This is a genomic window from Spirosoma arcticum, assembly GCF_054779955.1.
Genome location: NZ_BAAGXG010000001.1, coordinates 747,180 through 769,518 on the forward strand (window position 1 = coordinate 747,180; position 22,339 = coordinate 769,518).

Sequence of the window (22,339 nt, forward strand, 5' to 3'; positions counted from 1 at the left end):
AGGAATTTGTTTGGTAATATGAGCGAAAGCTATAAAGTGGTTCATTGTTGCTTTACACCATTACCAGTCCGTCTTTTTGTGGCCCGACACCGCGTAATAAAGGATAAACGCGAACAGGGGGAGCAACAGGGCGTATGCTATTTTGGGGCTAACGGTATCGGTCAGGTAGCCGTGTAGCAGCGGGAGCAGGGCACCGCCCGAAATACCCATAATGAGCAGCGCCGAGCCTATTTTGGTGAATTTGCCGAGCCGGTTCAGCGCCAGTGGCCACACGGCAGGCCACATGGGCGAAATGGCAAAACCCAGCAATGCCACGCACAGGATGGACGCAAAGCCGTCGGTTAGGATAGCGCCTACCGTTAGCACCAGCGCCAGAATTGACCCGACCCGCAGGGCCATCTGCTGCGAGATAAATCGGGGAATGGCGATGATACCGAGTATGTACCCTGCCAGCAGACCGTAGAGTGTGTAGGTTGTGAAGTATTTGGATTCGTCGTTGGTGAAGCCAATAGCCCTGCCGTAGTTGATGATTGTGTCGCCCGCAATGACTTCCGCCCCAACGTAGCAGAACAGCGCCACAACCCCCAGCACAAGGTTTGGGAACTGCCAGACGCTGGTGCGCAGGGTTGCCCCGGCGGGTACGTCGTCCTGCTCTTCGGACACTTCGGGCAAGTTCGAGAACCGGATCAGGACCGCCAGCACCACCAGCACACCGGTCAGAATCAGATAGGGCGTTACCACTTTTTCCAGCGTGGCGGTGCCCGAAACCGCATTGGCACCCGTCAGCAGCAGGCCGCCAAAAATGAACTGACTAATGATGCCCGCCAATTTGTTGGCTACTCCCAGGAAACTAATGCGCTGGGCGGCACTCTCTCGGGGGCCGAGGATGGTGGCGTAGGGATTCGAGGCTGTTTGCAACACCGTCAGGCCAATGCCGATCAGGAACAGACCCACCAGGAAGAGCGGGTAAGAAAGTGCCCTGGCCGCGGGTACAAAAATAATCGTGCCGACTGCCATCACGAGCAAACCCATTGACATCCCATTTTTAAAGCCCGTCCGCTTCAGCAGCGCCGACGACGGGATGGCCATCATCGTGTACGAGATGAAGAACGCAAAAGCGACTAAGTTGGACCCGACGGTACTCAGGTTGAAGGCCTGCTTGAAAAAAGCGATCAGCACGCTGTTGACCCACGTAACGAAGCCAAAAACAAAGAAAAGCGCACCGATAATGAGCAGCGGGCCAGTATAGGAGCGGGTTTTGGGAGGGGCGGAGACCATGTTTGGTTAATGAATAATGGCTGATGTACAATGAATAATGGACTCACGAGGGTAGTTAGGGATAACGCAAATAGCTGAAAAGCGGGCACTGTATGCATTTTTCATTCAGGGCCGCCCGCGCGGTACATTATCCATTAATAAACGTCGTTCAGTCCGAAAATAGGCTTGTTCGTCTTCCACTTGCCCCGAGTGAAATCGGGAATGTCAATAGCCTTGCTGTTGCCCGCAATGCTCTGCTCAGACAGGGGACTGATGGCGCTCCACGCGGCCGCGTCATACACGTCGATGGGCACGGGGCCTTTGGCTTTGACCGCTTCGATAAAGCCCCGCAGCACGAAAAAGTCGATGCCGCCGTGACCGGCATTTTCGGCCGTTTGAACGTGCCGTTTCCAGAGCGGGTGGTCGTACTTGTCCTGATACGCGGCAAACGGCTCCCACGTGTGTGGTTTGGCGGACTTGCCTTCCAAGTAAATCATATCATTGTCATCCATCCAGATTCCTTCCGTGCCCTGCGCCCGGAATCCCAGCGAGTAGGGGCGGGGCGAGTTGGTATCGTGGATAATCATTATGTTCTCCCCGTTCGCACACTCGATCATAGTCGTCACTACGTCGCCAAGTTTGAAGTTGACCTTCGCATTCGGGTGGTCGGCCCCGCCTTTGTCCACGACGTATTTGTGCAGGCCCCGGCTTTTAGTGGCCATGCTGGTGAGCCGCACGAACTGATTGCCCCGGTTGATGTTGAGCCAGTGCGCCACCGGGCCGAGGCCGTGCGTCGGATACAGATCACCGTTGCGGTCGACGGAGTGCTGCGTCCGCCACCGGGCTTCGGATTGGCCTTTCGCGCCGAATTCGACACCCCCTCCGTAGGTTTGGCTGCCGCTGTTGAACTTCACTTCGCGCAGGTCGTGCTGGTAGCCGCAGTGGGCGTAGGTCATCTCGCCGAACAGACCCTGCCGCACCATATTCAGCACCGCCAGCACGTCGCGCCGGTAGCACACGTTTTCCAGAATCATGCACGGCATTTTGGTTTTTTCCGAGGTATTAACCAAGTCCCAGGATTCCTGCAGCTTGACCGTCGCCGAAACTTCCACGGCCGCGTATTTACCCGCTTTCATGGTGGCTACGGCCATGGGCACGTGCCACTCCCAGGGCGTAGAAATAACCACGCCGTCGAGATCGTCGCGCTTCAGCATCTGCAAAAATGCTTCGTCGCCGTTGGCGTATGCTTCGGGCAGTTTGTGGCCCGCTTTCTGAATCAGCGCGTTGGTTTTGGCAATGCTGTCGGCCGACACGTCGCAAATGGCGGGAATCACGACATCGTCGCGGTAGAGCGCCTGCCGAACGTGGCTGCGCCCCCGCTCACCCACGCCGATGAACCCTAAGCGAACGTTCGGGTCGGCAGGCTGAGCATTCGTCAGAAACTTGGGAAAAACAGACGTTGCCGCGCCGGTGAGGGCGGCCGTACGGATAAATCGACGTCGGGTAGGATGACTCATAGCAGTGCTGGAATTTGGACGACAATATAGCGCAAAAAACAACGGACCGGAAGCAGATGCCTCCGGTCCGTTGTTTAAAATCAACTATTCGCTTGTACGTTTTTTGTTCCTACGTGTTTGACTGACAGGGTAACTAACGCACCAAAACACCCAAACACATGCACACACCAACTTAAGCTGGTCCGCTTATGCCAGTTTCGCTTCGAGCGTGATGGGCAGCGCCGATAGCGCCTGCGACACGGGGCAGACCGTTTTAGCTTCGTTGGCGAGTTGGTCAAACTGCTCGGCCGAAATGCCCGGAACATTGCCTTCGACCACTAATTTGATGCCCGAAATTTTAAAACCAGCGCCCGCCTGCTCCATCTCGACGGATGATTTCGCGTTGAGCGACGTAGGCGCGAAGCCCGCGCCGGTGAGCATAAAGCTCAGTTGCATCGCGAAGCAACCGGCGTGGGCGGCTGCAATCAGTTCTTCGGGATTAGTGCCTGCTTTACCGTCTTCGTTCTGAAAACGGGCCTTGAATGAATACGGAGTCTGACTCAGCACACCGCTCGTTGAGGAGAGAGTGCCACTGCCTTCCATGCCCGTGCCGTTCCAGACAGCTTCGGACGTACGCTTGATTCCTGCCATGATTGTTGGGTTGTTAACGTTACTTAAACGGGTTACTGATTACTTTTCCGATAAGACCTTTTGGCCGGTTTTTGTTTCAGAACCCCACCACACCGCCCGTGGGTAAGCTGTTCCAATCACGACCGGCTCACCAATTTTTGGCGTCGTTACCAGCAGTTCTTCCGTTGCTGCGCTTTCTACAAGCCGTTGAATGGGTTCGTTCCAGGCGTGGTAGGCCAGCGCAAATTTACCCCAGTGCACAGGCAAAAGGGCTTTGGCCCGCAGGTCCTGTGCAGCCGTAACGACTTGTTCGGGAAACATGTGAATTAGCGGCCAGTCATCGCCGTATTGCCCGCATTCGAGAATCGCCAGATCGAAAGGGCCGTATTTGGCTCCGATCTCGGCAAAATGCGTGTCGTAACCCGAGTCACCACCGAGGTACAGCGTATAACCGTGAATGTTGAGCACGAAGGAGGCCCAGAGCGTTTTGCCCCGCGCGAAACTGCGGCCCGAAAAGTGCCGTGCGGGCGTGGCCGTCAGGCGGATACTGTCGCTAACAGGCTGGCTTTCCCACCAGTCGAACTCCACAATTCGGTCGGGCGGGACGCCCCAGCGTTCGAGGTGGGCACCGACACCGAGGGCCGTGTAGAACTTCTTTACCTTGGGAATGAGCTGCGTAATCGTCTTGTAGTCAAGATGGTCGTAGTGGTCGTGCGAGAGAATGAGCAGGTCGATCGCTGGCATGTCGGCTGCGCTATAGACATCTGAACCCGGGAACGACTTGCCAAAAAACGTTACGGGTGATGCGTTGCCACTGAATACCGGGTCCACCAGCACCGTGACGCCTTTCGACTTAATGAGGTGGGATGAGTGGCCAAACCACACAACTGTAAGTTTGTCATCGGGCAGGGCGAGCAAATCAGTTCGTACGGACGGAAGGGGAGCGGACGGGACGTTGGCGGGCGATTTGTTCACGTAGTCGCGCATCATCTTGACCGGTGATACACCGGGGCGGGTTACTTCCGTCGGCGACAGGTTCTGGAACGATCCGTCCCGATAGTTTTTCGACTGAGTAATTTGGGCCAGGCGGGTAGTCGCTGGATTAGCTCCAAAAACACCCTGCTGCAAAAATAAATAAGTCAGAAAAGCGAGCGTCAACAGGATAAGTACGGTGGTGATCATCAGTCGTTTTAAAAACTTCATACCTGGCAAACTACGGGTCGGTATATCCGGTTCCTTCGGCGCGGAACCAACCCAAAGGGCTGGACGTTCTATCAGTTAATACCGTAAAGTCTGTTTAACAATTATGTGGATAAAGTTGAACAAACTGAGCTGGATTGAGGTTATTCAATCCACAATCGCACACGAATGAGCGCTTAAGCTCCACGCTCTTCCGTCTGCCTGTGTTGTACACAAACTTTGTAACGACAGGTTGATCGAACCCTTTTTCGATTCCCCACTGTATGATGAATACTCCCAGAGTGGATGCTCCCGGAGTGGATCTTTCCCCGCCCGACGCACCACGCGTGGCCGTATTTCGTAAAGAACATTTCAATGCGGCACATCGATTAAACAATCCGAACTGGTCCGACGAAAAAAACACCCGCGTCTACGGTAAGTGTAACAACCCGAATTACCACGGCCATAACTACGACCTGATTGTTCAGATAACCGGTCCAGTTGATCCCGAAACGGGTTACGTTATTGACATGAAGTACCTTGGCGACATCATCAAGGAACACGTCACGAACCGCTTCGACCACAAAAATCTGAACCTCGACACCGATGAGTTTGCGGATCTGAACCCTTCGGCCGAAAACATTGCCATCGTTATTCACAATATTCTACGCAATCAGCTAAGCCCCGCCTTAGATCTCAAAGTAAAACTGTATGAAACTGAACGGAACTTCGTCGAATATCCCGTCTAACGACGCCCCGCCTAACGGCAAAGATCATAACGGCACGAACGTGGACCACTTGCTAATCGACGAAATGGGCGATGACCACCACACCTCGTCCATCGACACGCCCATGCGCCCCGACGCGTTCGACCTGGACGACGACCTCAAGATTGACCTGATCGAAGAGCATTTTCGGGAAATTATGAACGTTTTAGGTCTCGACCTGACCGATGACAGCCTGAAAGGATCGCCCCGGCGCGTGGCCAAGATGTACGTAAAAGAAATTTTTCGAGGTCTGAATCCCGACAGCAAACCGTCGGCTACGTTGTTCGACAACAAGTTTCGGTACAACGAAATGCTGGTGGAGAAAGACATCACCGTTCAGACCTACTGCGAGCATCACTTTGTCCCCATCATTGGCAAGGCGCACGTGGCCTACATCTCCAGCGGTAAAGTCATTGGCTTGTCGAAACTGAACCGGATTGTCGACTATTTCGCCAAGCGGCCGCAAGTGCAGGAACGCCTGACGGTGCAGATCGCTGAGGAGTTGAAAAAAGTGCTCGAAACCGAAGACGTGGCCGTCATCATCGACGCCAAGCACTTGTGCGTTTCGATGCGGGGTGTTCACGACATCAACAGCGCCACCGTTACCTCGTCCTACGGCGGCAAGTTTGAAAACGATGCCACCCGGCAGGAACTACTGCGCTACATTTCCTCGTCGGACGTAACCATATAAGGAGTTTGTGGTTTGTGAGTTTGTGACGGTCCCGCACCGGCGTACCGGCCGTTGCGGTTCCTTCGGCTGCGATAACCACAAACTTACAAACCACAAACCAATCTCATGCAAGGCAAGAATATTCTCATCGTTGGGGCGAGTTCGGGCATTGGTCACGCGCTGGCTGAGTCACTTCAGGCACAGGGTGCCACCTTATTCACCGCAGGCCGCACCCAGCCCGAAGGCATTCAATCGACCCACATGATGTGGGACGTTACGCGGACGCCCGCCGTCGATGTGCTTACTCAACTGCCCGATATGCTGCACGGCATTGTCTATTGCCCCGGTACCATCAACCTCAAACCTTTCCAGCGACTCACGGTCGACGATTACCGCAACGATCTGGAAATTAATGTGTTGGGTGCGGTTGCTACGATTCATGCCTGTTACGCGGCCATCAAGAAATCAAAAGCCGGGAGCATTGTGCTATTCAGTACCGTAGCCGCCAAATTAGGCATGGGAATGCACTCGTCGGTGTCGGTGGCGAAGTCGGCGGTTGAAGGTCTGACTAAATCGCTCGCGGCCGAACTGGCCCCGTTCAACGTGCGCGTTAACGCCGTTGCTCCCTCGCTGACAGATACGCCAATGGCGCAGTTTCTGCTCGCCGACGACACCAAGCGCGACGCGGCCAACAAACGCCATCCGCTCAGCCGCTACGGCTCCCCGCAGGACATCGCCGGTATGGCCGCTTACTTACTTTCCGATCAGGCTGCGTGGATTACGGGCCAGATTATTGGCGTCGACGGGGGCATGGGAACGCTGAAATAAGGTGATAACTGCTTGCTTCGTGAGACGATATGTCTTGCCGAGAACCTACTCTATAAAAATGACCGCTTAGTAGTAGGCGGTCATTTTTGTTTATTGATTTGCCATCCTGCACGAACCGCAAAATAAGTTACCCTCTTTTCTTGAGGGACAAATCGAGTTTGAACGACAGGAACCGTATCGCCTGATATCTTTATGCTCACTCAACTCGATCCGGTAGCGGCAGCTAAACATTCCATCTCAGCGACCGGGCTTCCTACGCCTTCGCGGTGGTGTCGGCCGCGGTGGGGTTAGAACTGGACGGCGATACGATAAAAGATGTCCGAATCGCGCTCGGCGGGGTGGCTCACAAGCCGTGGCGTAAGCCCGACGCCAAAGCGTTACTTGTGGGGAAAACGGCCACCAAAGAGAACTTCCGGCCCGTTGCCGACAACCTGTTGGAAGGTGCCATCGGCTACGGCAACAACACGTTCAAAATTGAACTGGCACACCGCGCCATCATCCGCGCCTTGGGTCAGGTAGCCCTAAAGATATATGATCGGGGCTGCCCGTGCGCTATGATATAGGGTGTAGATTCACCTATGCCCTCTACCATATATCATACATCATGAATAACGTCATTGGAAAAACCCATCCCCGCGTCGATAGTCCCGAAAAAGTAACGGGAGCCGCGAAGTATGCTGCCGAGTTCAACGTGCCGGACCTCACGTACGGCTATGTGGTGTCGAACAGTATTGCCAAGGGGAAAATCACGAACATCGATGCGGCCGACGCACTCGCGCTCGACGGTGTTTTGCAGGTGTTTACGCACGAAAATCGCCCCCACACGGCCTGATTCGACATTAGCTACAAAGACCAGGATGCCCCACCCGGTTCGCCGTTTCGACCTTTGCACGACGAAACGATCAGGTACAGCGGTCAGCCCGTTGCACTGGTTGTGGCCGAAACGTTTGAAATGATCCGGTATGCAGCTTCGCTGGTGCGGGTTGCCTACGAGGAGGAACCACACAAAACGGATCTGGAAGCGCGTCTGTCCGAAGCCCGCGACCCCGACATCATGAACCCGCTGAAGCCGTTGCCTCCCAAGCCGCGTGGTGATGCCCGGAAAGCATGAGCCGAGGCTCCGGCGCGGATGTCGGCGCAGTACGTCCACGGGGCGCAGCACCACAACCCAATTGAAATGTTTGGCACCACGGTGGAATATGATAATAGGGGTGGCAAACCGACGATCTATGATAAGACGCAAGGCGCACTCAATAGCCAGTTGTACATCACCCAAACTTTTAATATGCCATTCAGCGACGTGCGCGTTGTTTCGCCCTACGTGGGTGGCGGGTTTGGGTCCGGGCTGCGGCCGCAATACCAGTTGTTTCTGGCCGTGATGGCCGCCCGTGAACTCAAACGCTCGGTGCGCGTGACGCTCACCCGGCAGCAGATGTGTACATTTGGCCACCGCCCGGCTACGGTGCAGAACGTCCGCTTAGGCGCGTCGCCGGATGGGAAACTGACCGCTATGAACCACGAAGCGATTGCCGCCACCTCGCAGTTTGAAGATTATATGGAAACGGTGGTGAACTGGTCAAATAAACTGTATCCTTGCGACAACACGGCGCTGACGTATAAACTCAAATCGCTGGACCTTTACACGCCCCTCGACATGCGGGCACCGGGGGGCGTAACAGGAGTCCACGCCATTGAATGTGTGATGGATGAGTTGTGGTATGAACTCGGTATCGACCCGCTCGAACTGCGGCTGCGCAATTACGCCGAACGCGATCAGGCCGAAAACGATAAGCCTTTTTCGAGCAAGGAACTGCGCGAATGCTACCGGCAGGGAGCCGAACGGTTTGGCTGGAGCAAGCGCAGCCCCGCTCCCCGTTCAATGCGGGGCGAAGGGCATAACCTTATTGGATATGGCATGTGACCGGCATTTGGGACGCCAGTCACATGCCCGCCCGTGCCGAAGCGCTGCTAACCGTCAACGGCAAGTTGCGCGTTAGCAGTGCCACCGCCGACATTGGTACCGGCACCTACACGACTATGACCCAAATCGCTGCCGAAACATTGGGAATGCCCATTGAAGATGTTGTATTTCGGCTGGGTGACACCGACATGCCGCTCGCTCCAATTCAGGGCGGCTTCGACGGTGGGGTGGCGGTAAAAGCTGTCTGCGACGCGTTGGGTGACAAACTCCTGGCAATGGCTAAGAAAATGCCCGGCTCACCAGTGGCGAAGGTAAAGCGCGATGATGTGCTGTTTAGCGACGGCTTTATCCAGCTTAAAGTCGATCCGTCGATGCGCGTTTCCCTGTTGACTATCGTGGAGCAGAACGGGGGGCGGGCCGTTAGCGAAACGGCTACGTCGATTCCTAATATGCTGAAAAACAAGCAGTAATCGCGCAATGCCCATGCCGCTGCGTTCGTGGAGGTTCAGGTTGATGAGGATTTAGGCACGGTTAAAGTGACGCGGGCCGTTAGTGCCGTTGCGGCCGGGCGTATTCTCAACCCGCGCACGGCCCGCAGTCAGGTCATCGGTGGCATGGCATGGGGCATCGGTCACGCCTTGCAGGAAGAGAGCGCCATGGACCATCGCTTCGGCCGCTTCATGAACCATAATTTAGCCGAGTATCACGTCCCCGTATTCGCCGATGTTCACGATCTGGACGTGATTTTTACGGACGAGCACGACGATATTGTAAATCCGTTAGGCGTGAAGGGAGTGGGTGAGATTGGACTGGTTGCCATGCCAGCCGCCATCGCCAACGCTATTTTTCACGCCACCGGCAAGCGGGTCCACGACCTGCCCATTCGGTTGGATCGGCTGTTGTAGTGGGAATTTACTCCACCAGCAATGTCCGCAGGGCGGCTACGTTCGCACCTGCGTCAAAAACCGCTTTGATGGGAATGGTGAAGCCCGCTAACTGCTGACTGCCAACGGTTTGTCCCACGCGAAAAAGGCCAAGCAGCGCATAGGCTTCCGTGTCGGCGTCGAGGGCAAACACTTCAACAGTTTGGCGGGTGGGGTCAATGATCCAGTATTCGGCTACGTTGTGGGCTGCGTAGTCCTCAAACTTTACTTCCCGGTCGTTTTTCTGGGTGCTTTTTGACAGCACTTCTACGATCAGATCAGGCGCGGGATAATACAGCAACTCAGGCTGAATTGTTGCGGCTTTGGCAGGACCGAAGTAGCAGATGTCTGGTTCGTAGCTGTTACGTGTCAGTTCAACCAGCGCTTTCTCCACCCGAACTATTCCCAACTCTCGTGCGTCTACAAACACACTTAGCAGTGTACCAAGGCGAAGAACCACGGCATTATGTTTCTCCAAAGCCGGTGAATGTACAACAATTTCGCCGTTAATGAATTCGGCTTTCATGTCGCCGTCCATCCATTCGTAGAAAGCCTGACGTCGGTTCTTTTCGTCGTTCAGAATGGCCTGCACCTGCTGAATAATCTGCGGGGCTTTCGGTGATTCGAGCAGTTGGGCGGCTAATTCAGTCATGGACATTCATTCCAAAGTATTTACCCAAAGTTACGAAAAAGCGGCATCTATGCTTCCCCAATTAGCATTAGTGCCCCAACCGTTACGTTCGAGGTTTCGTCAATCAGGATGGCCCCGCCGGTTGCGCGGTTGTACGTGTACGGATCAAAACTGACGGGCTGGGCCGTGCGCAACACCACTTTCGCCAGGTCGTTTAGCTTCAGATTCTCAACGCCCTCGGTGTGTTCGTAGGTATTTACGTTCAGTTGGTAGGTGATTTTCCGTACCGAGCAGCGCGTTCGGGCCGTGCCGACCTGCAACACGTATTTGTTGCCAACTTTAAACTCCTTCGCGTCCATCCAGCACAGCATCGCTTCCACGGTTTGCCCCATGACTGGCAGGCTGTCGGAGCGCACAACCAGGTCGCCCCGGCTGATGTCGCGGTCGTCGGCGAGGTGAAGCACGACCGACATCGGCGCGGTGGCTTCGTCGTAGTGCTGATCGGCAATTTCAATGGCGTCGATGGTCGAGGTTTCACCGGAGGGCAGCACCGTTACCGCGTCGCCTTTGCGAAATGTACCACTGGTAATTTTGCCCGCGTAGCCCCGGTAATCGGGCCGGTCGGCCGTTTGCGGACGAATGACGTACTGCACCGGAAAGCGTCCCCCGTCCGCAACAATATCCGTAATTTCTACGGTCTCTAAATGCTCCAGCAACGTGGGGCCGTCGTACCACGGCATTGCACCGGACCGGTCGACCACATTGTCGCCGTTGAGCGCACTGAGCGGAATATACGTCACATTGGGAACGTTCAGGTTTTTGGCGAGTTCAGCGTACTGAATACAAATGTCTGAGAATACGTCCTGCGAATAGCCCATCAGGTCCATTTTATTAACCGCTACCACAATGTGCGGAATACCCAGCAAACTGGCAATGAGCGAGTGCCGCCGGGTTTGCTCCACCACGCCATGCCGCGCATCGACCAGCACGACCGCCAACTGGCAGTTCGACGCGCCCGTGACCATGTTGCGGGTGTATTGAATGTGCCCCGGCGCATCGACAATAATGAATTTGCGGGCGGGCGTCTGAAAGTACCGGTACGCCACGTCGATGGTGATGCCCTGCTCCCGTTCGGAACGGAGACCGTCGGTCAGCAGGGCGAGGTCAACCATACCATCCTCCCGGCCTTTGGTGGCGCGTTCGATGGCTTCGAGCTGATCGGCCAGAATGGATTTAGAGTCGTAGAGCAGCCGCCCGATGAGCGTGCTCTTGCCGTCGTCAACCGAACCGGCGGTTATAAATCGAAGAATGTCCAATTTAATTTACGAAACGGGTTCATTTATAGTTTGTACTAACTCTTTGCTCGTAGCAAATAACACGTCTGGGTCCAGGTCCAACGGTTGCCATCCCATATCACCCATGTCAATTAAGATACCCGCGAAGGCAACTGTGCCACTTTGGGCAAATACTGATTTGAATTTCTCTGGATTAGCTAACTGAGCTAATTCTTTGTTGCTATGTTTTTGCCAGCGGATAATTTCCTGCGTGAAATCATTGACCCGGATTTCTCCGTTCGACCATCGACAGATTATACGGAAAGGTTGAACGTCCAGCACCTCACGAACACGGATCATTTTGGGTTGTATTGTTTCCATCGGGCTAAGAGTTTTTCCTGATTAGTGGTCACGTATTGCTGCACTTGCTTTAATTGCCTGGCTGGTAGATACCCCGCAAACACGGCGAACTCTTGAATCGTTATCAACACTTCGTGTTCAGCGTGTTTGGCGTGAATATGAGGAGGTGCATGGTCGTTGAAATACATCTCGATTTTGAGACCATCGAGCAAGGCAATAACCGGCATTACGTTCTGAGTAGTTACGGATGAGCTGCCGCAAACGTACTCAAAAACTGATCAAAAATACCCGCCCTTCTTCCGGTCTTCCATGGCCGCTTCGCTGAGCTGATCGTCCATGCGGGTTTCCCCCCGTTCGGAGATGCGCGTGGCCTGAATCTCACCAATAACATCATCGAGCGTGTCCGCCTGCGACTCCGACGCGGCCGTGCAGGAAATGTCACCAACGGTTCGAAACCGGACCCGGCGCGTCACGATGTGGTCGTCGGCTTCGGGTTTGATAACGCCCCCGGCGGTGGCCATTAGCTTGCCGTCGCGCACGATCAGTTCGCGGTCGTGGGCAAAATAAATGCTGGGCAGGGCGATTTTCTCGCGCCGGATGTAGTTCCACACGTCGAGTTCGGTCCAGTTCGAGATGGGGAACACGCGCACGTTTTCGCCCTTGTGAATCCGGCCGTTGTAGAGGTTCCAGAGTTCGGGACGCTGGCGTTTGGGGTCCCACGAGCCAAACTCGTCGCGTACCGAAAACACCCGCTCTTTGGCCCGTGCTTTTTCCTCATCGCGCCGTGCCCCGCCAATGCAGGCGTCAAACTCGAACTCTTCGATGGCGTCGAGCAGGGTAAACGTTTGCAGGCCGTTGCGGGTGGCGTTGCGGCCGGTTGGTTCCTTCAGCTTCTTCTCGCGAATGGTGTCTTCAACGTAGCGAACGATGAGCTTTTCGCCGATCCGTTCTGCCAGATCATCCCGGTAATCAAGGGCTTCCTGAAAGTTGTGGCCCGTGTCGATATGCACGAGTGGAAATGGAAATTTGCCCGGCCGGAACGCTTTCAGGGCCAGATGCACGAGCGTAATGGAGTCTTTGCCGCCCGAGAACAGCAGCGCGGGCCGCTCAAACTGCCCGGCTACCTCCCGCATAATGTGGATGGCTTCGGATTCGAGCTGATCTAAATAATCGAGTTTCATTTGGTAATGAGTGAAAGAGCGAACCGGAACGCCGGACCGGAGCGAATGAGTGAATAAAGGGGGGTCCAGAACATTCGCTCATCATGGTTTAAATACTTCCTCGTGGCTGTGCAATCCGCACTCTTTATTCGAGTTGTCTTCCCACCACCAGCGCCCGGCGCGGAAATCCTCACCCGGCTGAATGGCGCGGGTGCAGGGCTGGCAACCGATGCTGACGAAACCCCGGTCGTGGAGCGGGTTATACGGCACGTTGTTATCACGAACGTACTGCTTCACGTCGTCGAACGTCCAGTCCATCAGCGGGTGGAACTTGAACAGGCTGTGCGCGTCGTCCCATTCGAGCTGGGTCATGGTCTGGCGGTTGGGCGACTGCTCGGCACGGATACCCGTAATCCAAACCTTCTGACCCGCCAACGCCCGGTTTAGTGGCTCCATCTTGCGGATGAAGCAGCACTCTTTCCGGTTTTCGACGGAGTCATACATGCTGTACGGTCCCTTGCCAGTCATCAGGCTTTCTTCGGCTGCCCTGTCCGGGAAAAACGCTTCGAGCTTCGTATCATAGCGGTCGTTCGTCTTTTTCCAGACCGAATACGTCTCCGCGAACATCCGTCCCGTATCGAGCGTGAAAATGCGAATGGGGACGTCATTGGCCAGAATCAGGTCGGTAATTACCTGATCTTCGTAGCCCAGACTGGTTGAGAAGATGACTTCGCCGGGAAACAGGTCGGCCAGCGTCCGCAGGGCATCTACGTTGTTCAAATTGCGCAACCGTTCGGCAAGCGACGCGAGGGTGTGTGAAGTAGGTTCGGCAATCATAGCTTTTGTTTCAACAATACGGCCTTACCCGTCTTTGCCGACTGGCGGGCCGCGTCTAAGATTTCCATGACAATCATGTTATTTTCCAATGACGTCAGCGCGTCGGGTTTCGTTTCCTTGCGCAGCAGCCGGGCAAAGTACGCAAATGGGTCGGTGGCGGGGGCGTCGGCGGGCGTTGCATTGTCGGTGCGTTCGGTTTTATCGCCCTTCAGCCGAAGACGCATCCGCGTGCCGTCGATGGTGTGTACGTAGCCGGTTTGGCCGTACACTTCCATGTCTTTACGGGAGAACGGCCAGTTCCACGACGCCTGGATGATGGTCTGCGTTTTGGGGTACGTCAATATAATCGTGGCTTCGTCATCTACCTTTGGGTACACATCGGGTTTGATCTGCTGGGTTACGGCGAGCACCGAGGTTGGCCGCTGGTTATTCAGGAGCCAGGTTGAGAGGTTGGCCCCATAGCAGCCAAAGTCGAAGAGGGCACCCGCGCCGTTGGTGACAGGGTCGGTGAGCCAGCTTAGAAATTCGTCCGTCACGCCAATTTCTTTCGGACCCTCGTGCCCATCATGAACGACAATCTTGCGCAGATCGCCAATGGCTTTGTCATCATTAGCCAGCGCGTAAGCCTTATGGTTGCTGCCATACCAAGTTGTTTCATAGTTCGTCAGTAGTTGAACGCTGTGCTTCTTAGCCAGCGCTTCCATCTGCTTCGCCTGCTCAAAACTAATGGCCAGCGGTTTCTCAACCATGACGTGAATGCCACGCGGGGCGCAGGCCTTCACCGTTTGCAGGTGATCCACAATGCGGCCGAAATCGGTAACGGCTTCGGGCTTGGTCTTCTCCAGCATCTCGGCGATGGTTGGGTAGACTAAGCTCATCGGAAAGCCATACTGTTTGGCGTATCGTTCGGCGAGGGGGCGGTTTGGCTCGGCAATGCCCACAATGTCGATATCTTTCTGCCCCGCTTCTTTATAGGTCTTCCTGAGAATGCCGTGAACGTGCGTATGTACCAGCCCCACTACGCCCACCCGAAGCGGCTTTTGGGCAGTTTGGGCTGAACCTCCTCTGACATGAGCAATGATTAACAGAAGGAGTACTACAACAAAAATTGGGTGGACACGCATCTTATTCGCCAACGCTTTTGAGTATTTTAGTCAGTAAGGATTCACTGGCGCGAAAGTCGGTTTCTCTAATCTTAGCGACAATGGGAGCTACTTCCGCTATTTTCCCCAATGCTTTTGCCCGAACAAGTACACCTAATGTTCCGGTAAATCGCAGGTTAAACGATTCGGCTACTTTACGCGCCTTGTCATCATCCAGAATGAGCAAACAGTCTGGTAACTCGCCTGCCAACGCAATCACACTAATCTCACCGGGGTCAGCTAAAGTTGATATGCCCCTCAAATATGCTTTGTCGATCACCTCCCGGACCTGAACCCAATCCGGTAAACTAATGCCAAACTCGGCAGCTACGGTAGGCGTGGTATAAACAGCTCGGAAGCATTCCTTTAATAAAGCCAGTTCGTCTATTTTCTCAAGCAGAATAAAACAGGACGTGTCAGAAATGACGGCGTCAATTTCCAAGAGCGACTCTAATGTCATGTTCTAAGTCTTCTACCGAGTAATTAAACACCGAGAACCCGAACCGACCCATGATTTCCATAAACGCCCGCTTGCTGATGCCGACAATGTCGGCGGCCTGCCCAAGCGTGATTTTTCCTTTCGCGTGCAGTTGACCCGCGAAAAGCATTTTGGCCTCGAACTCCTCAATGTCGAGGTTATCGGGTAGGTTGATGGTCAGCGTTTTCATGGCGGTCTGATTTTAATGTAAAACCATTCAACTCATCAATTCATTCAAACGCGTTCCTTCAATAGCTCCGCACTTACTGTTATTGCCCGCGTAAAATCGTCAATCAGATCCTCGACGGCTTCCAGACCGACCGAAATGCGCACCAGTCCGGGCGTAATGCCGAGCGCGGCTTTTTCGTCGGGTTTGAGTTTGGCGTGAGTCGTGGTGTTTGGGTTGGTGACGATGGTGCGCGAGTCGCCGAGGTTAGACGACAGCGTCGCAATTTGCAACGCATCGAAAAACGCGCTGATCCGCTCAAAACCGCCTTCCAGTTCAATCGTGACAATGGCCCCGCCCGCCGACATCTGCGCCTTAGCCAAGTCATACTGCGGGTGGGAGGGCAGGAACGGGTACAGCACCCGCGCTACGTCCTCGTGCGCTTCTAAGGCTTCAGCTAGCGCCAGCGCGTTGCGGCAGTGGCGTTCCATGCGCAGGTCGAGCGTTTCCAGGCTCTTCGACAATACCCACGCGTTGAACGGCGACAGTGACGGTCCCGTGTGCCGGGCGAAGAATCGGATCGGCTGAATCAGGTCGGCCCGGCCCACAACAACGCCCCCCAGCACGCGCCCCTGACCGTCCATGAATTTGGTAGCCGAGTGAACGGATAAATCAGCGCCAAAATCAATTGGCGTTTGCAAAATCGGCGTGGCGAAGCAGTTGTCGACGTTCAGAATGAAGCCGTACTTTTCCTTCAACCGACCGAGCATCGCCAGATCGACCAGTTCGAGGCCGGGGTTAGAGGGCGTTTCCAAATACACCATGCGGGTGTTGGGCTGCATGGCGGCTTCCCATTCGGCTTCGGTGGCGGTAGCGTCGACGTAGGTGTGGGTGATTCCCCACTTGGGCAGAATCTGGGTGATGATCTGGTGGGCCGACCCAAACAAGGCGCGGCAGGCCACGAGGTGATCGCCCGATTTTAGCAGCGCGGCCATGCTGGCAAACACGGCCGCCATACCCGTACCTGTTGCGATGCCGTCTTCGGCTCCTTCCAGCATACATACCTTCTCGACAAACTCCGTCACGTTGGGGTTCGAAAAGCGCGAGTAGATATTGCCGTCTTCGGTTTCCTCAAACAGTGCTTTGCCCTGCTCGGCGCTGTCGAAGGCGAAACTCGACGTTAGGTACAGCGGTACGGAGTGCTCCCGGTTCTGCGACCGGTCGGCCTGGATGCGAATGGCTTTTGTTTGTTTTTTCATGCTATAGAGCCGAACCTGCGGGTTCGGGCGAGCCGTCAGGCTACTGAAATGAATAGTACCATCGCCGAACCCGGAGCGCCTGTGCGGTTCGGCATTACAAAAACAAGATTATCTTCCTCAAACTCACTGCAATGACAACGATGCCGACCAGCACCATCATCGTTTTAACGGGTAGCCGTTGTGCCAGGTGGGCGGCAATCGGGGCGGCAATCATACCGCCCAGAATCAGGCCCAGAATGACTAAGCCGTAATTGCCCAATCCGGCAAACAAAGCGAACACCACCGACGACGCAAACGATACAAAGAACTCGGCCAAGTTGACCGACCCAATGGTGTAACGCGGATGCCGACCAGCAGCAATCAGTGTTGAGTTGACGATAGGTCCCCAGCCGCCCCCGCCGATAGCATCGACAAAGCCGCCAAACCACGCCAGCAGGCCAATTCGGCGGACGGGCCGTTTCTTGATCCGTTTAGTTAAGGCTTTTTTAAGAATCAAAATTCCCAGAATAGCCGTATAAACCGAAATTGCCGGAGACATATACGTTGCTACGATATCCAGATCGGCTAATTTGGTGATCAGAAACGCCCCCAGCGCGGCTCCAATAACGCCGGGTATCAACACCGCTTTAAAGAGTCGGCTGTTGATGTTACCAAACTTAAGGTGCATATACCCCGACACGCCCGACGTGAAGATCTCGGAACTATGAACGCTGGCCGTAGCAAACAGCGGGCTGATGCCCACGCTCGTCAGAAACGTGGTGGCCGTTACGCCATACGCCATGCCCAGCGCCCCGTCGATTAACTGGGCCACGAAACCGGCCATGATAAAGTAAAAAATGTCAGGTGTGATATCTACAGAACTGGCCATCAGGGTCAGTCGGTCCAGCGTAAAATAGCTAAACAACAGGTGCCCCACCACCATCAGCGCCAGCGATGCGAAGACGTAGATGGCAATTTCGGTGCGGGTGCGACGCCGGAGCAGCGGGTTTGCCTTCTTAATGTCGGGGGTGATGATGTTGACGTGCGGGAAAGCCGCCCGAATGGCCGCAGCCTTCTCGGTAGCCTGAGTCTCATCGCCGGGTAAGCTGATCGTCAACCCGTTCAGGTCGAAAGGGAAGGGTGTTTGTAGCGGAACTTTCGCCACCGAACCGGTTGAAACGCCCTCATCTACTTGCATAGTGTTTATAGTATATCGACTTAATGGATTATTTTTTGTACGAAAAGCGGCACAGTCAAGTGCCGCCTATTTTGCCCGGTTACCGGTTCTGAACCGGACAAAGGTACGGCAGGAAGGGCTGCATATGCAAATTCGTTTCCTGAGGGCACCCATACTTACCGAATCAGGGCAATGCTACCCGACTGTTTCTGGTGCCGGTCGGCCTGCAACAGCACGTCGGCTTCGTAGGTATATTGCCCGGCGGGCATCGGAACGCCCCGGTTGGTGCCATCCCAGCATTCGCCCGGATTTTTGCTGTTGAGCGGTATGTCATACGCTTCAAAAATAACTTCGCCCCAGCGGTTCCAGATGCGCAGCCGCGCTACCCGCCCGATTCCTGCCTCACCGAAGAGCGTCCAGGTGTCACCCAATGCGTCGCCGTTGGGCGTAAACGCTTCCGGGGTGACGGCCTGGCACGAGAGCACCCGGAACGCATTGGCACGGCTGCTGGAATCGGCACAAACGCCCTGCTCATAACTGACGGTTAGTTTTACATCATACTGGCCGGGCGGCAAGGCTACTTCCGGTTTAGGTGCGGTAAACACACGCCCATTGCTCAGTGCCCAGCGAAACTGACTGGCGCTGGCGTCGGTCGCCACGAGTCGGACCGGGCCGGGGGCGCACACCTCTACGCCCCCCTCGATGGTGAAATCGGGTTTCGGAACCGGACGGATGCTAACGGGCTGGGCCAGCGTCGATGAGCAGCCGGGCGTGGCGCCAATAACGGTCAGGCTCACGATGGAACTTGGCGAATTACCCACAAAAACGTGCCGGGGCGAAAAATTAACCGAGTCGATGGGTGAGCCATCCCCAAAATTCCAGCGGAACTGATTAGCCGGATTACTGCGGTTGACGAGCGTAGCCGCTTGTCCGGTACAGATAAACGGTGCCGAAATACTGAACGAAACGGGTGGGGGGCTGGTCGTGGTCAGGCTGCGGGGCAGCGAACTATAGCCGCAGGGCGTGTAGGCCGTCAGTGTTACGGAATACACTTTGTTGGGTTCCGCAAAACGGTGCTGTGGGTTAGGCGTGGTTTCGGTGGTGCCATCGCTGAACTGCCACACCCAGGCCGTTGGGCGTGGCACGGTGGCGTCGGTGAACTGCACGAGTTCACCCGCGCAGGGCCGGGCGTTGGTCAGGTTAAACAACGGTCGGACGAGGTTGGGATACACCCGGATGCTGACGGCGTCGGTATCGCGCCCGCAACTGTTTTCCACAACCAGACTAACCCGGAACGTTCGGGCCGAATCGGTGGCCGAGAAACGGTGCAGTAGGGTGTCCTGCTGCGTTTGCCGGGTCGTGCCATCGCCAAAATTCCACTGGCTTGTCTGGCCTTCGCCCACGGAGCGGTTCGAAAAGCGAATCGTGGCCGGGGTACATCGGACATTGGTGGAGTCGACGCCAATTTCGGCAAAAGCCGACGGTCGAACCGTGAGGATAGTTGACTGGGCGGTGGTGCCGCAACTGTTAAAAGCGGTCAGGGTAGCGGTGTAGGTACGGGTAACCCGGCCGGGGTTGAGGTAGGTGTGCTGGCTGGCTGGAGCGGGGAGCGCCGTACTGCCGTCGCCATAATCCCAGCGGTAGGTAACGCCCCGCTGCCCCAGGCCCGCCACACCGAACGTAACGTTGAGGGGAGCGCAGCCCGCGATGGTGTTGGGCGTTACCGTTGGTGAAACGGGCGTGGCGGTGATAGTCACCGACCGGCTGAGGGTGTCCGCGCAGCCGCCCGACAGGGCCACCAGCTTAATTTGAACTTCACCGGTCGTAGGTGTCAGTTTCGGTTCCCGCTCAGCCGAGGTGGCCACGTTGTTCACGAACCACTGAAACGCACCCGCCCCGGTGGACTGATTGGCGAGCGTCAGGGGCGTTCCGGCGCAGGCATCGGCAACGGTGAACGCGGCTTTGGGTCGCCCGATGGTGACGGTGGCCGTGGTTTTGGCCGGGCAGCCCGCCGTACCAAAATTTAATTCGTACGTCAGCTCGACCTGCGCGGCCGTGATACCCGCCAGAAAAAGCGTGTCCCGGCGAACGGCACCGGGGAAGGCGGCACTGCTCCAGGTACCCCCTGCCGGGCTTCCCTGTAGTTTGACGAACCCGGTTTTGTCGCAGCTACTCACGCTCTGCGCCGTCACCTGCCCCCCATCGACGGTGATGCGAACCGTATCCGCGCGTCGGCATACGCCCGTTCCCCGGACGTAAATCAACTCGTACTGACCGACCGTCTTCGGGTTGAAAAACGAGTTGCCATTCTGCGTTTCAATCAGCGCTTTTCCTGAACCCTCCCACGAACCGCCCGGCAAGTTAGTCGTTAAGGGAACCCGCGCCGTGGCCACGCATAACGCGGACTGCCGGGCGGGGGTCATGATCTGCACGGTCGCCGGGGCCTGTACATAAAACGTGTCGGGCCGGGCTTGGGCAGGCCCACACTGGTTGCTCAAATCGCCCCGGACAACGTAGGGGCTGGCCGATACCGGCACCGCAACCGGCTGGTTCGGAACGAGCGTCTGGCTGTTGGGGCCATTATTGAGCGTATAAATGGCATTCGGCGTTGGATTGGTCAGCGTATAGGTTGTCGCTTCGCAGGCATCCAGCCGGGGCATAATCAGTACGGATGGCACATTGACAACGCGGTGCTTACAAATCATCGGGGCCGACGTGCCGCAGTCGTTGAGGGCCACTAACGTGATAGTGTAGTCGGTACTCTGCTCAAACTGGATTTTGACGACGGATGAACTGCTGTTGGTGTTGCCGATGAATTTATAGGTGCCGGGCGAAATTGTCCATCGGTAGCGGGATTCATCGAGCGAAATTGTGCCGTCGAGCGTAAGCGTACCGCCATTGTTCAGGCAAACGACGGTATCCTGATTGGTGATGGTGTAACCCGTAGTGGTATAATTGGCGACGGGCGTTTTTTTGATGGGTACGGAGACCTGTTTCGAGTCGGTGCCGCAGGTATTGGTGGCGCTCAGCGTGACGGTATAGGCGGGTTGGGTCGTGGGGAAGGTGTGCGATGGCGAGGGGCTGGCCGACGTTGTGCCGTCGCCAAACGTCCATAGGAACTTCATGTCGGGCGTGAGCGGGCAGGTGCCGTTTCGGAAGGAAGACACGCGCCTGGGGCTGGGGGCGCAGGTCGTTGGCGACTGGCAGGGCAACGCCTTCCGCACCACGCAGTTCAGCGGTCAGGCGTCGTACATACTGCATTGATGCAGGACGCCGACCGGGAAGCCCGGTTTATTTTTGGTTTGCAGGCGGCCTACATCGGCAGCCAGTTTACCCCCGGTGGGATGACCTTTGCCGACCAGTTCAACGTGGGCGGCCTCGTGAGCCAAACCACCGGCGATCCGCTGGCCACGGGCGGGTCGCTGTCCCGCAACAGCATCGATTTTTCGGGTGGAATGCTGTTTGAGCATGACCTCGGCGACAATTTGGCCAAATACTGGGCCGGGGTTGCCGTTCACCACATCTACCGGTCGCAGGTCCGGGGCGACTGGCTGGGGCAGCGCATCAGCGCGATGGCGGGTGTCCGGTTACCGTTTGAGGGGGGGCTGTGGAACAACGGGCTGGCCCATCAGCAAAACCGCGATCAGTCCATCGGGCTAACGGGCCTGCTCCAGCAGCAGGGCAACAGTCTTCAGTTGGACACGGGACTCAACCTGACCTACTCGCCCGTGATGGTGGGGCTGTGGTACCGGGGTATTCCCATTCGCCGATTCGACAAAACGTTCCAGAACGATGCCCTGATCGGCATTGTGGCGTTCCAGTTCGACCGGTTTCTGGTCGAGTACAGTTACGACATCACCGTTTCGGCCCTGCGCTATGCCACCGGCGGAGCGCACGAACTCAGTATCTGGTACGGCCTCGACTCGTTATTTCAGTTTAGCAGCACGAAGGGCCGCAGTGCCAAACGACAGCGCCGTTGCCAGAATTTTTAACACACGATGAGCAGAGTCCAGTTCTCTGGAGGGGCACTTCTTAATAACCACGTTGAGACAATGGACGCAAACGATGAACAGCACTATTGACACAAGAGAAACCTAAAATGCTGGAAATACACTATGAAATCAAAAGTAAAACTTCATTAAGAAGCTGCTAAGCAGGTTATTGGTCCAAAATAATATGGAGCTTCCGGGTAAAATACTAAAATA

Annotated in this window: 21 protein-coding genes and 2 pseudogenes; 7 read left to right on the plus strand and 16 right to left on the minus strand. The window is 55.8% G+C overall.

The annotated features are described in order from the left end of the window. Positions 1-60: 60 nt before the first annotated feature. From ACYVHB_RS03330 to ACYVHB_RS03345, 4 genes are all read right to left on the minus strand, one after another. Positions 61-1,278 (minus strand): sugar MFS transporter, encoded by a 1,218-nt coding sequence (locus ACYVHB_RS03330; protein WP_461049582.1) that lies wholly within the window; start codon positions 1,276-1,278, stop codon positions 61-63. Positions 1,279-1,412: 134 nt separating this feature from the next. After that, complete coding sequence (locus ACYVHB_RS03335; protein WP_461049584.1) at positions 1,413-2,774, minus strand: Gfo/Idh/MocA family protein; 1,362 nt, start codon at positions 2,772-2,774, stop codon at positions 1,413-1,415. A gap of 186 nt (positions 2,775-2,960) precedes the next feature. Continuing rightward, the gene (locus tag ACYVHB_RS03340) at positions 2,961-3,404 is read right to left on the minus strand and encodes an OsmC family protein (protein ID WP_461049586.1); all 444 of its coding nucleotides are present in this window, start codon (positions 3,402-3,404) and stop codon (positions 2,961-2,963) included. A gap of 39 nt (positions 3,405-3,443) precedes the next feature. Then, the gene (locus ACYVHB_RS03345) at positions 3,444-4,565 is read right to left on the minus strand and encodes an MBL fold metallo-hydrolase (protein WP_461049588.1); all 1,122 of its coding nucleotides are present in this window, start codon (positions 4,563-4,565) and stop codon (positions 3,444-3,446) included. Between the two features lie 284 nt (positions 4,566-4,849). On the opposite strand from ACYVHB_RS03345, the gene ACYVHB_RS03350 reads away from it, so the two are divergent. The 5 genes and pseudogenes from ACYVHB_RS03350 (at position 4,850) to ACYVHB_RS03370 (ending at position 9,653) form a co-directional block, all read left to right on the plus strand. Further along, positions 4,850-5,311: a 6-pyruvoyl trahydropterin synthase family protein gene (locus ACYVHB_RS03350; RefSeq protein WP_461050026.1), complete on the plus strand. Its 462-nt coding sequence runs from the start codon at positions 4,850-4,852 to the stop codon at positions 5,309-5,311. Further along, positions 5,274-6,020, plus strand: a complete 747-nt coding sequence (gene folE, locus ACYVHB_RS03355) for a GTP cyclohydrolase I FolE (protein WP_461049590.1) — start codon at positions 5,274-5,276, stop codon at positions 6,018-6,020. The genes ACYVHB_RS03350 and folE overlap by 38 nt, the downstream gene beginning before the upstream one ends. 105 nt (positions 6,021-6,125) lie before the next feature. After that, the gene (locus ACYVHB_RS03360; RefSeq protein WP_461049592.1) at positions 6,126-6,827 is read left to right on the plus strand and encodes an SDR family NAD(P)-dependent oxidoreductase; all 702 of its coding nucleotides are present in this window, start codon (positions 6,126-6,128) and stop codon (positions 6,825-6,827) included. 236 nt (positions 6,828-7,063) lie between these two features. After that, positions 7,064-7,390, plus strand: a pseudogene (locus tag ACYVHB_RS03365) (FAD binding domain-containing protein); the annotation flags it as partial. 41 nt (positions 7,391-7,431) lie between these two features. Next, positions 7,432-9,653, plus strand: a pseudogene (locus tag ACYVHB_RS03370) (xanthine dehydrogenase family protein molybdopterin-binding subunit). A gap of 7 nt (positions 9,654-9,660) precedes the next feature. Here ACYVHB_RS03370 and ACYVHB_RS03375 read toward each other — a convergent pair. The 12 genes from ACYVHB_RS03375 to ACYVHB_RS03430 form a co-directional block, all read right to left on the minus strand. After that, positions 9,661-10,329 (minus strand): Uma2 family endonuclease, encoded by a 669-nt coding sequence (locus ACYVHB_RS03375; RefSeq protein ID WP_461049594.1) that lies wholly within the window; start codon positions 10,327-10,329, stop codon positions 9,661-9,663. 41 nt (positions 10,330-10,370) lie between these two features. Further along, positions 10,371-11,618: a sulfate adenylyltransferase subunit 1 gene (locus ACYVHB_RS03380; RefSeq protein ID WP_461049596.1), complete on the minus strand. Its 1,248-nt coding sequence runs from the start codon at positions 11,616-11,618 to the stop codon at positions 10,371-10,373. Positions 11,619-11,624: 6 nt separating this feature from the next. Then, complete coding sequence (locus tag ACYVHB_RS03385; protein ID WP_461049598.1) at positions 11,625-11,957, minus strand: hypothetical protein; 333 nt, start codon at positions 11,955-11,957, stop codon at positions 11,625-11,627. Continuing rightward, positions 11,933-12,163 (minus strand): DUF4160 domain-containing protein, encoded by a 231-nt coding sequence (locus ACYVHB_RS03390; protein ID WP_461049600.1) that lies wholly within the window; start codon positions 12,161-12,163, stop codon positions 11,933-11,935. Before ACYVHB_RS03390 ends, ACYVHB_RS03385 begins: the two co-directional genes overlap by 25 nt. Before the next feature lie 51 nt (positions 12,164-12,214). Continuing rightward, positions 12,215-13,117 (minus strand): sulfate adenylyltransferase subunit CysD, encoded by a 903-nt coding sequence (cysD, locus tag ACYVHB_RS03395; protein WP_461049601.1) that lies wholly within the window; start codon positions 13,115-13,117, stop codon positions 12,215-12,217. Between the two features lie 81 nt (positions 13,118-13,198). Next, complete coding sequence (locus ACYVHB_RS03400) at positions 13,199-13,933, minus strand: phosphoadenylyl-sulfate reductase (protein WP_461049603.1); 735 nt, start codon at positions 13,931-13,933, stop codon at positions 13,199-13,201. Beyond that, positions 13,930-15,057, minus strand: a complete 1,128-nt coding sequence (locus ACYVHB_RS03405; RefSeq protein WP_461049605.1) for a Gfo/Idh/MocA family protein — start codon at positions 15,055-15,057, stop codon at positions 13,930-13,932. The genes ACYVHB_RS03400 and ACYVHB_RS03405 overlap by 4 nt, the downstream gene beginning before the upstream one ends. Before the next feature lies 1 nt (position 15,058). Further along, positions 15,059-15,517, minus strand: coding sequence for a DUF3368 domain-containing protein (locus tag ACYVHB_RS03410; RefSeq protein WP_461049606.1), 459 nt, complete (start codon positions 15,515-15,517; stop codon positions 15,059-15,061). Then, entirely contained in the window at positions 15,507-15,743 is a 237-nt protein-coding gene (locus ACYVHB_RS03415; RefSeq protein ID WP_461049608.1) for a UPF0175 family protein, read from the minus strand. Before ACYVHB_RS03415 ends, ACYVHB_RS03410 begins: the two co-directional genes overlap by 11 nt. Before the next feature lie 44 nt (positions 15,744-15,787). Beyond that, positions 15,788-16,978: a trans-sulfuration enzyme family protein gene (locus tag ACYVHB_RS03420; RefSeq protein WP_461049610.1), complete on the minus strand. Its 1,191-nt coding sequence runs from the start codon at positions 16,976-16,978 to the stop codon at positions 15,788-15,790. A 94-nt stretch (positions 16,979-17,072) separates the two neighbouring features. Then, on the minus strand, positions 17,073-18,155 hold the full coding sequence (locus ACYVHB_RS03425; protein ID WP_461049612.1) for a sulfite exporter TauE/SafE family protein: 1,083 nt from the start codon (positions 18,153-18,155) through the stop codon (positions 17,073-17,075). A gap of 155 nt (positions 18,156-18,310) precedes the next feature. Continuing rightward, the gene (locus ACYVHB_RS03430; RefSeq protein WP_461049614.1) at positions 18,311-21,259 is read right to left on the minus strand and encodes a PKD domain-containing protein; all 2,949 of its coding nucleotides are present in this window, start codon (positions 21,257-21,259) and stop codon (positions 18,311-18,313) included. Here ACYVHB_RS03430 and ACYVHB_RS03435 point away from each other — a divergent pair. Both ACYVHB_RS03435 and ACYVHB_RS03440 read left to right on the plus strand, forming a co-directional pair. After that, positions 21,258-21,398: a hypothetical protein gene (locus tag ACYVHB_RS03435; RefSeq protein ID WP_461049616.1), complete on the plus strand. Its 141-nt coding sequence runs from the start codon at positions 21,258-21,260 to the stop codon at positions 21,396-21,398. The two genes, ACYVHB_RS03430 and ACYVHB_RS03435, sit on opposite strands and share 2 nt — an antisense overlap. Next, on the plus strand, positions 21,398-22,126 hold the full coding sequence (locus ACYVHB_RS03440) for a type IX secretion system membrane protein PorP/SprF (RefSeq protein ID WP_461049618.1): 729 nt from the start codon (positions 21,398-21,400) through the stop codon (positions 22,124-22,126). The genes ACYVHB_RS03435 and ACYVHB_RS03440 overlap by 1 nt, the downstream gene beginning before the upstream one ends. Positions 22,127-22,339 lie beyond the last annotated feature (213 nt).

What these genes read in the sequence shown, in the direction of transcription:
- ACYVHB_RS03330 (WP_461049582.1), bottom strand. Translation starts at nt 1,278, where the DNA reads ATGGTCTCCGCCCCTCCCAAAACCCGCTCCTATACTGGCCCGCTGCTC.
- ACYVHB_RS03335 (WP_461049584.1), bottom strand. Translation starts at nt 2,774, where the DNA reads ATGAGTCATCCTACCCGACGTCGATTTATCCGTACGGCCGCCCTCACC.
- ACYVHB_RS03340 (WP_461049586.1), bottom strand. Translation starts at nt 3,404, where the DNA reads ATGGCAGGAATCAAGCGTACGTCCGAAGCTGTCTGGAACGGCACGGGC.
- ACYVHB_RS03345 (WP_461049588.1), bottom strand. Translation starts at nt 4,565, where the DNA reads ATGATCACCACCGTACTTATCCTGTTGACGCTCGCTTTTCTGACTTAT.
- ACYVHB_RS03350 (WP_461050026.1), top strand. Translation starts at nt 4,850, where the DNA reads ATGAATACTCCCAGAGTGGATGCTCCCGGAGTGGATCTTTCCCCGCCC.
- folE (WP_461049590.1), top strand. Translation starts at nt 5,274, where the DNA reads ATGAAACTGAACGGAACTTCGTCGAATATCCCGTCTAACGACGCCCCG.
- ACYVHB_RS03360 (WP_461049592.1), top strand. Translation starts at nt 6,126, where the DNA reads ATGCAAGGCAAGAATATTCTCATCGTTGGGGCGAGTTCGGGCATTGGT.
- ACYVHB_RS03375 (WP_461049594.1), bottom strand. Translation starts at nt 10,329, where the DNA reads ATGTCCATGACTGAATTAGCCGCCCAACTGCTCGAATCACCGAAAGCC.
- ACYVHB_RS03385 (WP_461049598.1), bottom strand. Translation starts at nt 11,957, where the DNA reads ATGGAAACAATACAACCCAAAATGATCCGTGTTCGTGAGGTGCTGGAC.
- ACYVHB_RS03390 (WP_461049600.1), bottom strand. Translation starts at nt 12,163, where the DNA reads ATGCCGGTTATTGCCTTGCTCGATGGTCTCAAAATCGAGATGTATTTC.
- cysD (WP_461049601.1), bottom strand. Translation starts at nt 13,117, where the DNA reads ATGAAACTCGATTATTTAGATCAGCTCGAATCCGAAGCCATCCACATT.
- ACYVHB_RS03400 (WP_461049603.1), bottom strand. Translation starts at nt 13,933, where the DNA reads ATGATTGCCGAACCTACTTCACACACCCTCGCGTCGCTTGCCGAACGG.
- ACYVHB_RS03405 (WP_461049605.1), bottom strand. Translation starts at nt 15,057, where the DNA reads ATGCGTGTCCACCCAATTTTTGTTGTAGTACTCCTTCTGTTAATCATT.
- ACYVHB_RS03415 (WP_461049608.1), bottom strand. Translation starts at nt 15,743, where the DNA reads ATGAAAACGCTGACCATCAACCTACCCGATAACCTCGACATTGAGGAG.
- ACYVHB_RS03420 (WP_461049610.1), bottom strand. Translation starts at nt 16,978, where the DNA reads ATGAAAAAACAAACAAAAGCCATTCGCATCCAGGCCGACCGGTCGCAG.
- ACYVHB_RS03425 (WP_461049612.1), bottom strand. Translation starts at nt 18,155, where the DNA reads ATGCAAGTAGATGAGGGCGTTTCAACCGGTTCGGTGGCGAAAGTTCCG.
- ACYVHB_RS03435 (WP_461049616.1), top strand. Translation starts at nt 21,258, where the DNA reads ATGTCGGGCGTGAGCGGGCAGGTGCCGTTTCGGAAGGAAGACACGCGC.
- ACYVHB_RS03430 (WP_461049614.1), bottom strand. Translation starts at nt 21,259, where the DNA reads ATGAAGTTCCTATGGACGTTTGGCGACGGCACAACGTCGGCCAGCCCC.
- ACYVHB_RS03440 (WP_461049618.1), top strand. Translation starts at nt 21,398, where the DNA reads ATGCAGGACGCCGACCGGGAAGCCCGGTTTATTTTTGGTTTGCAGGCG.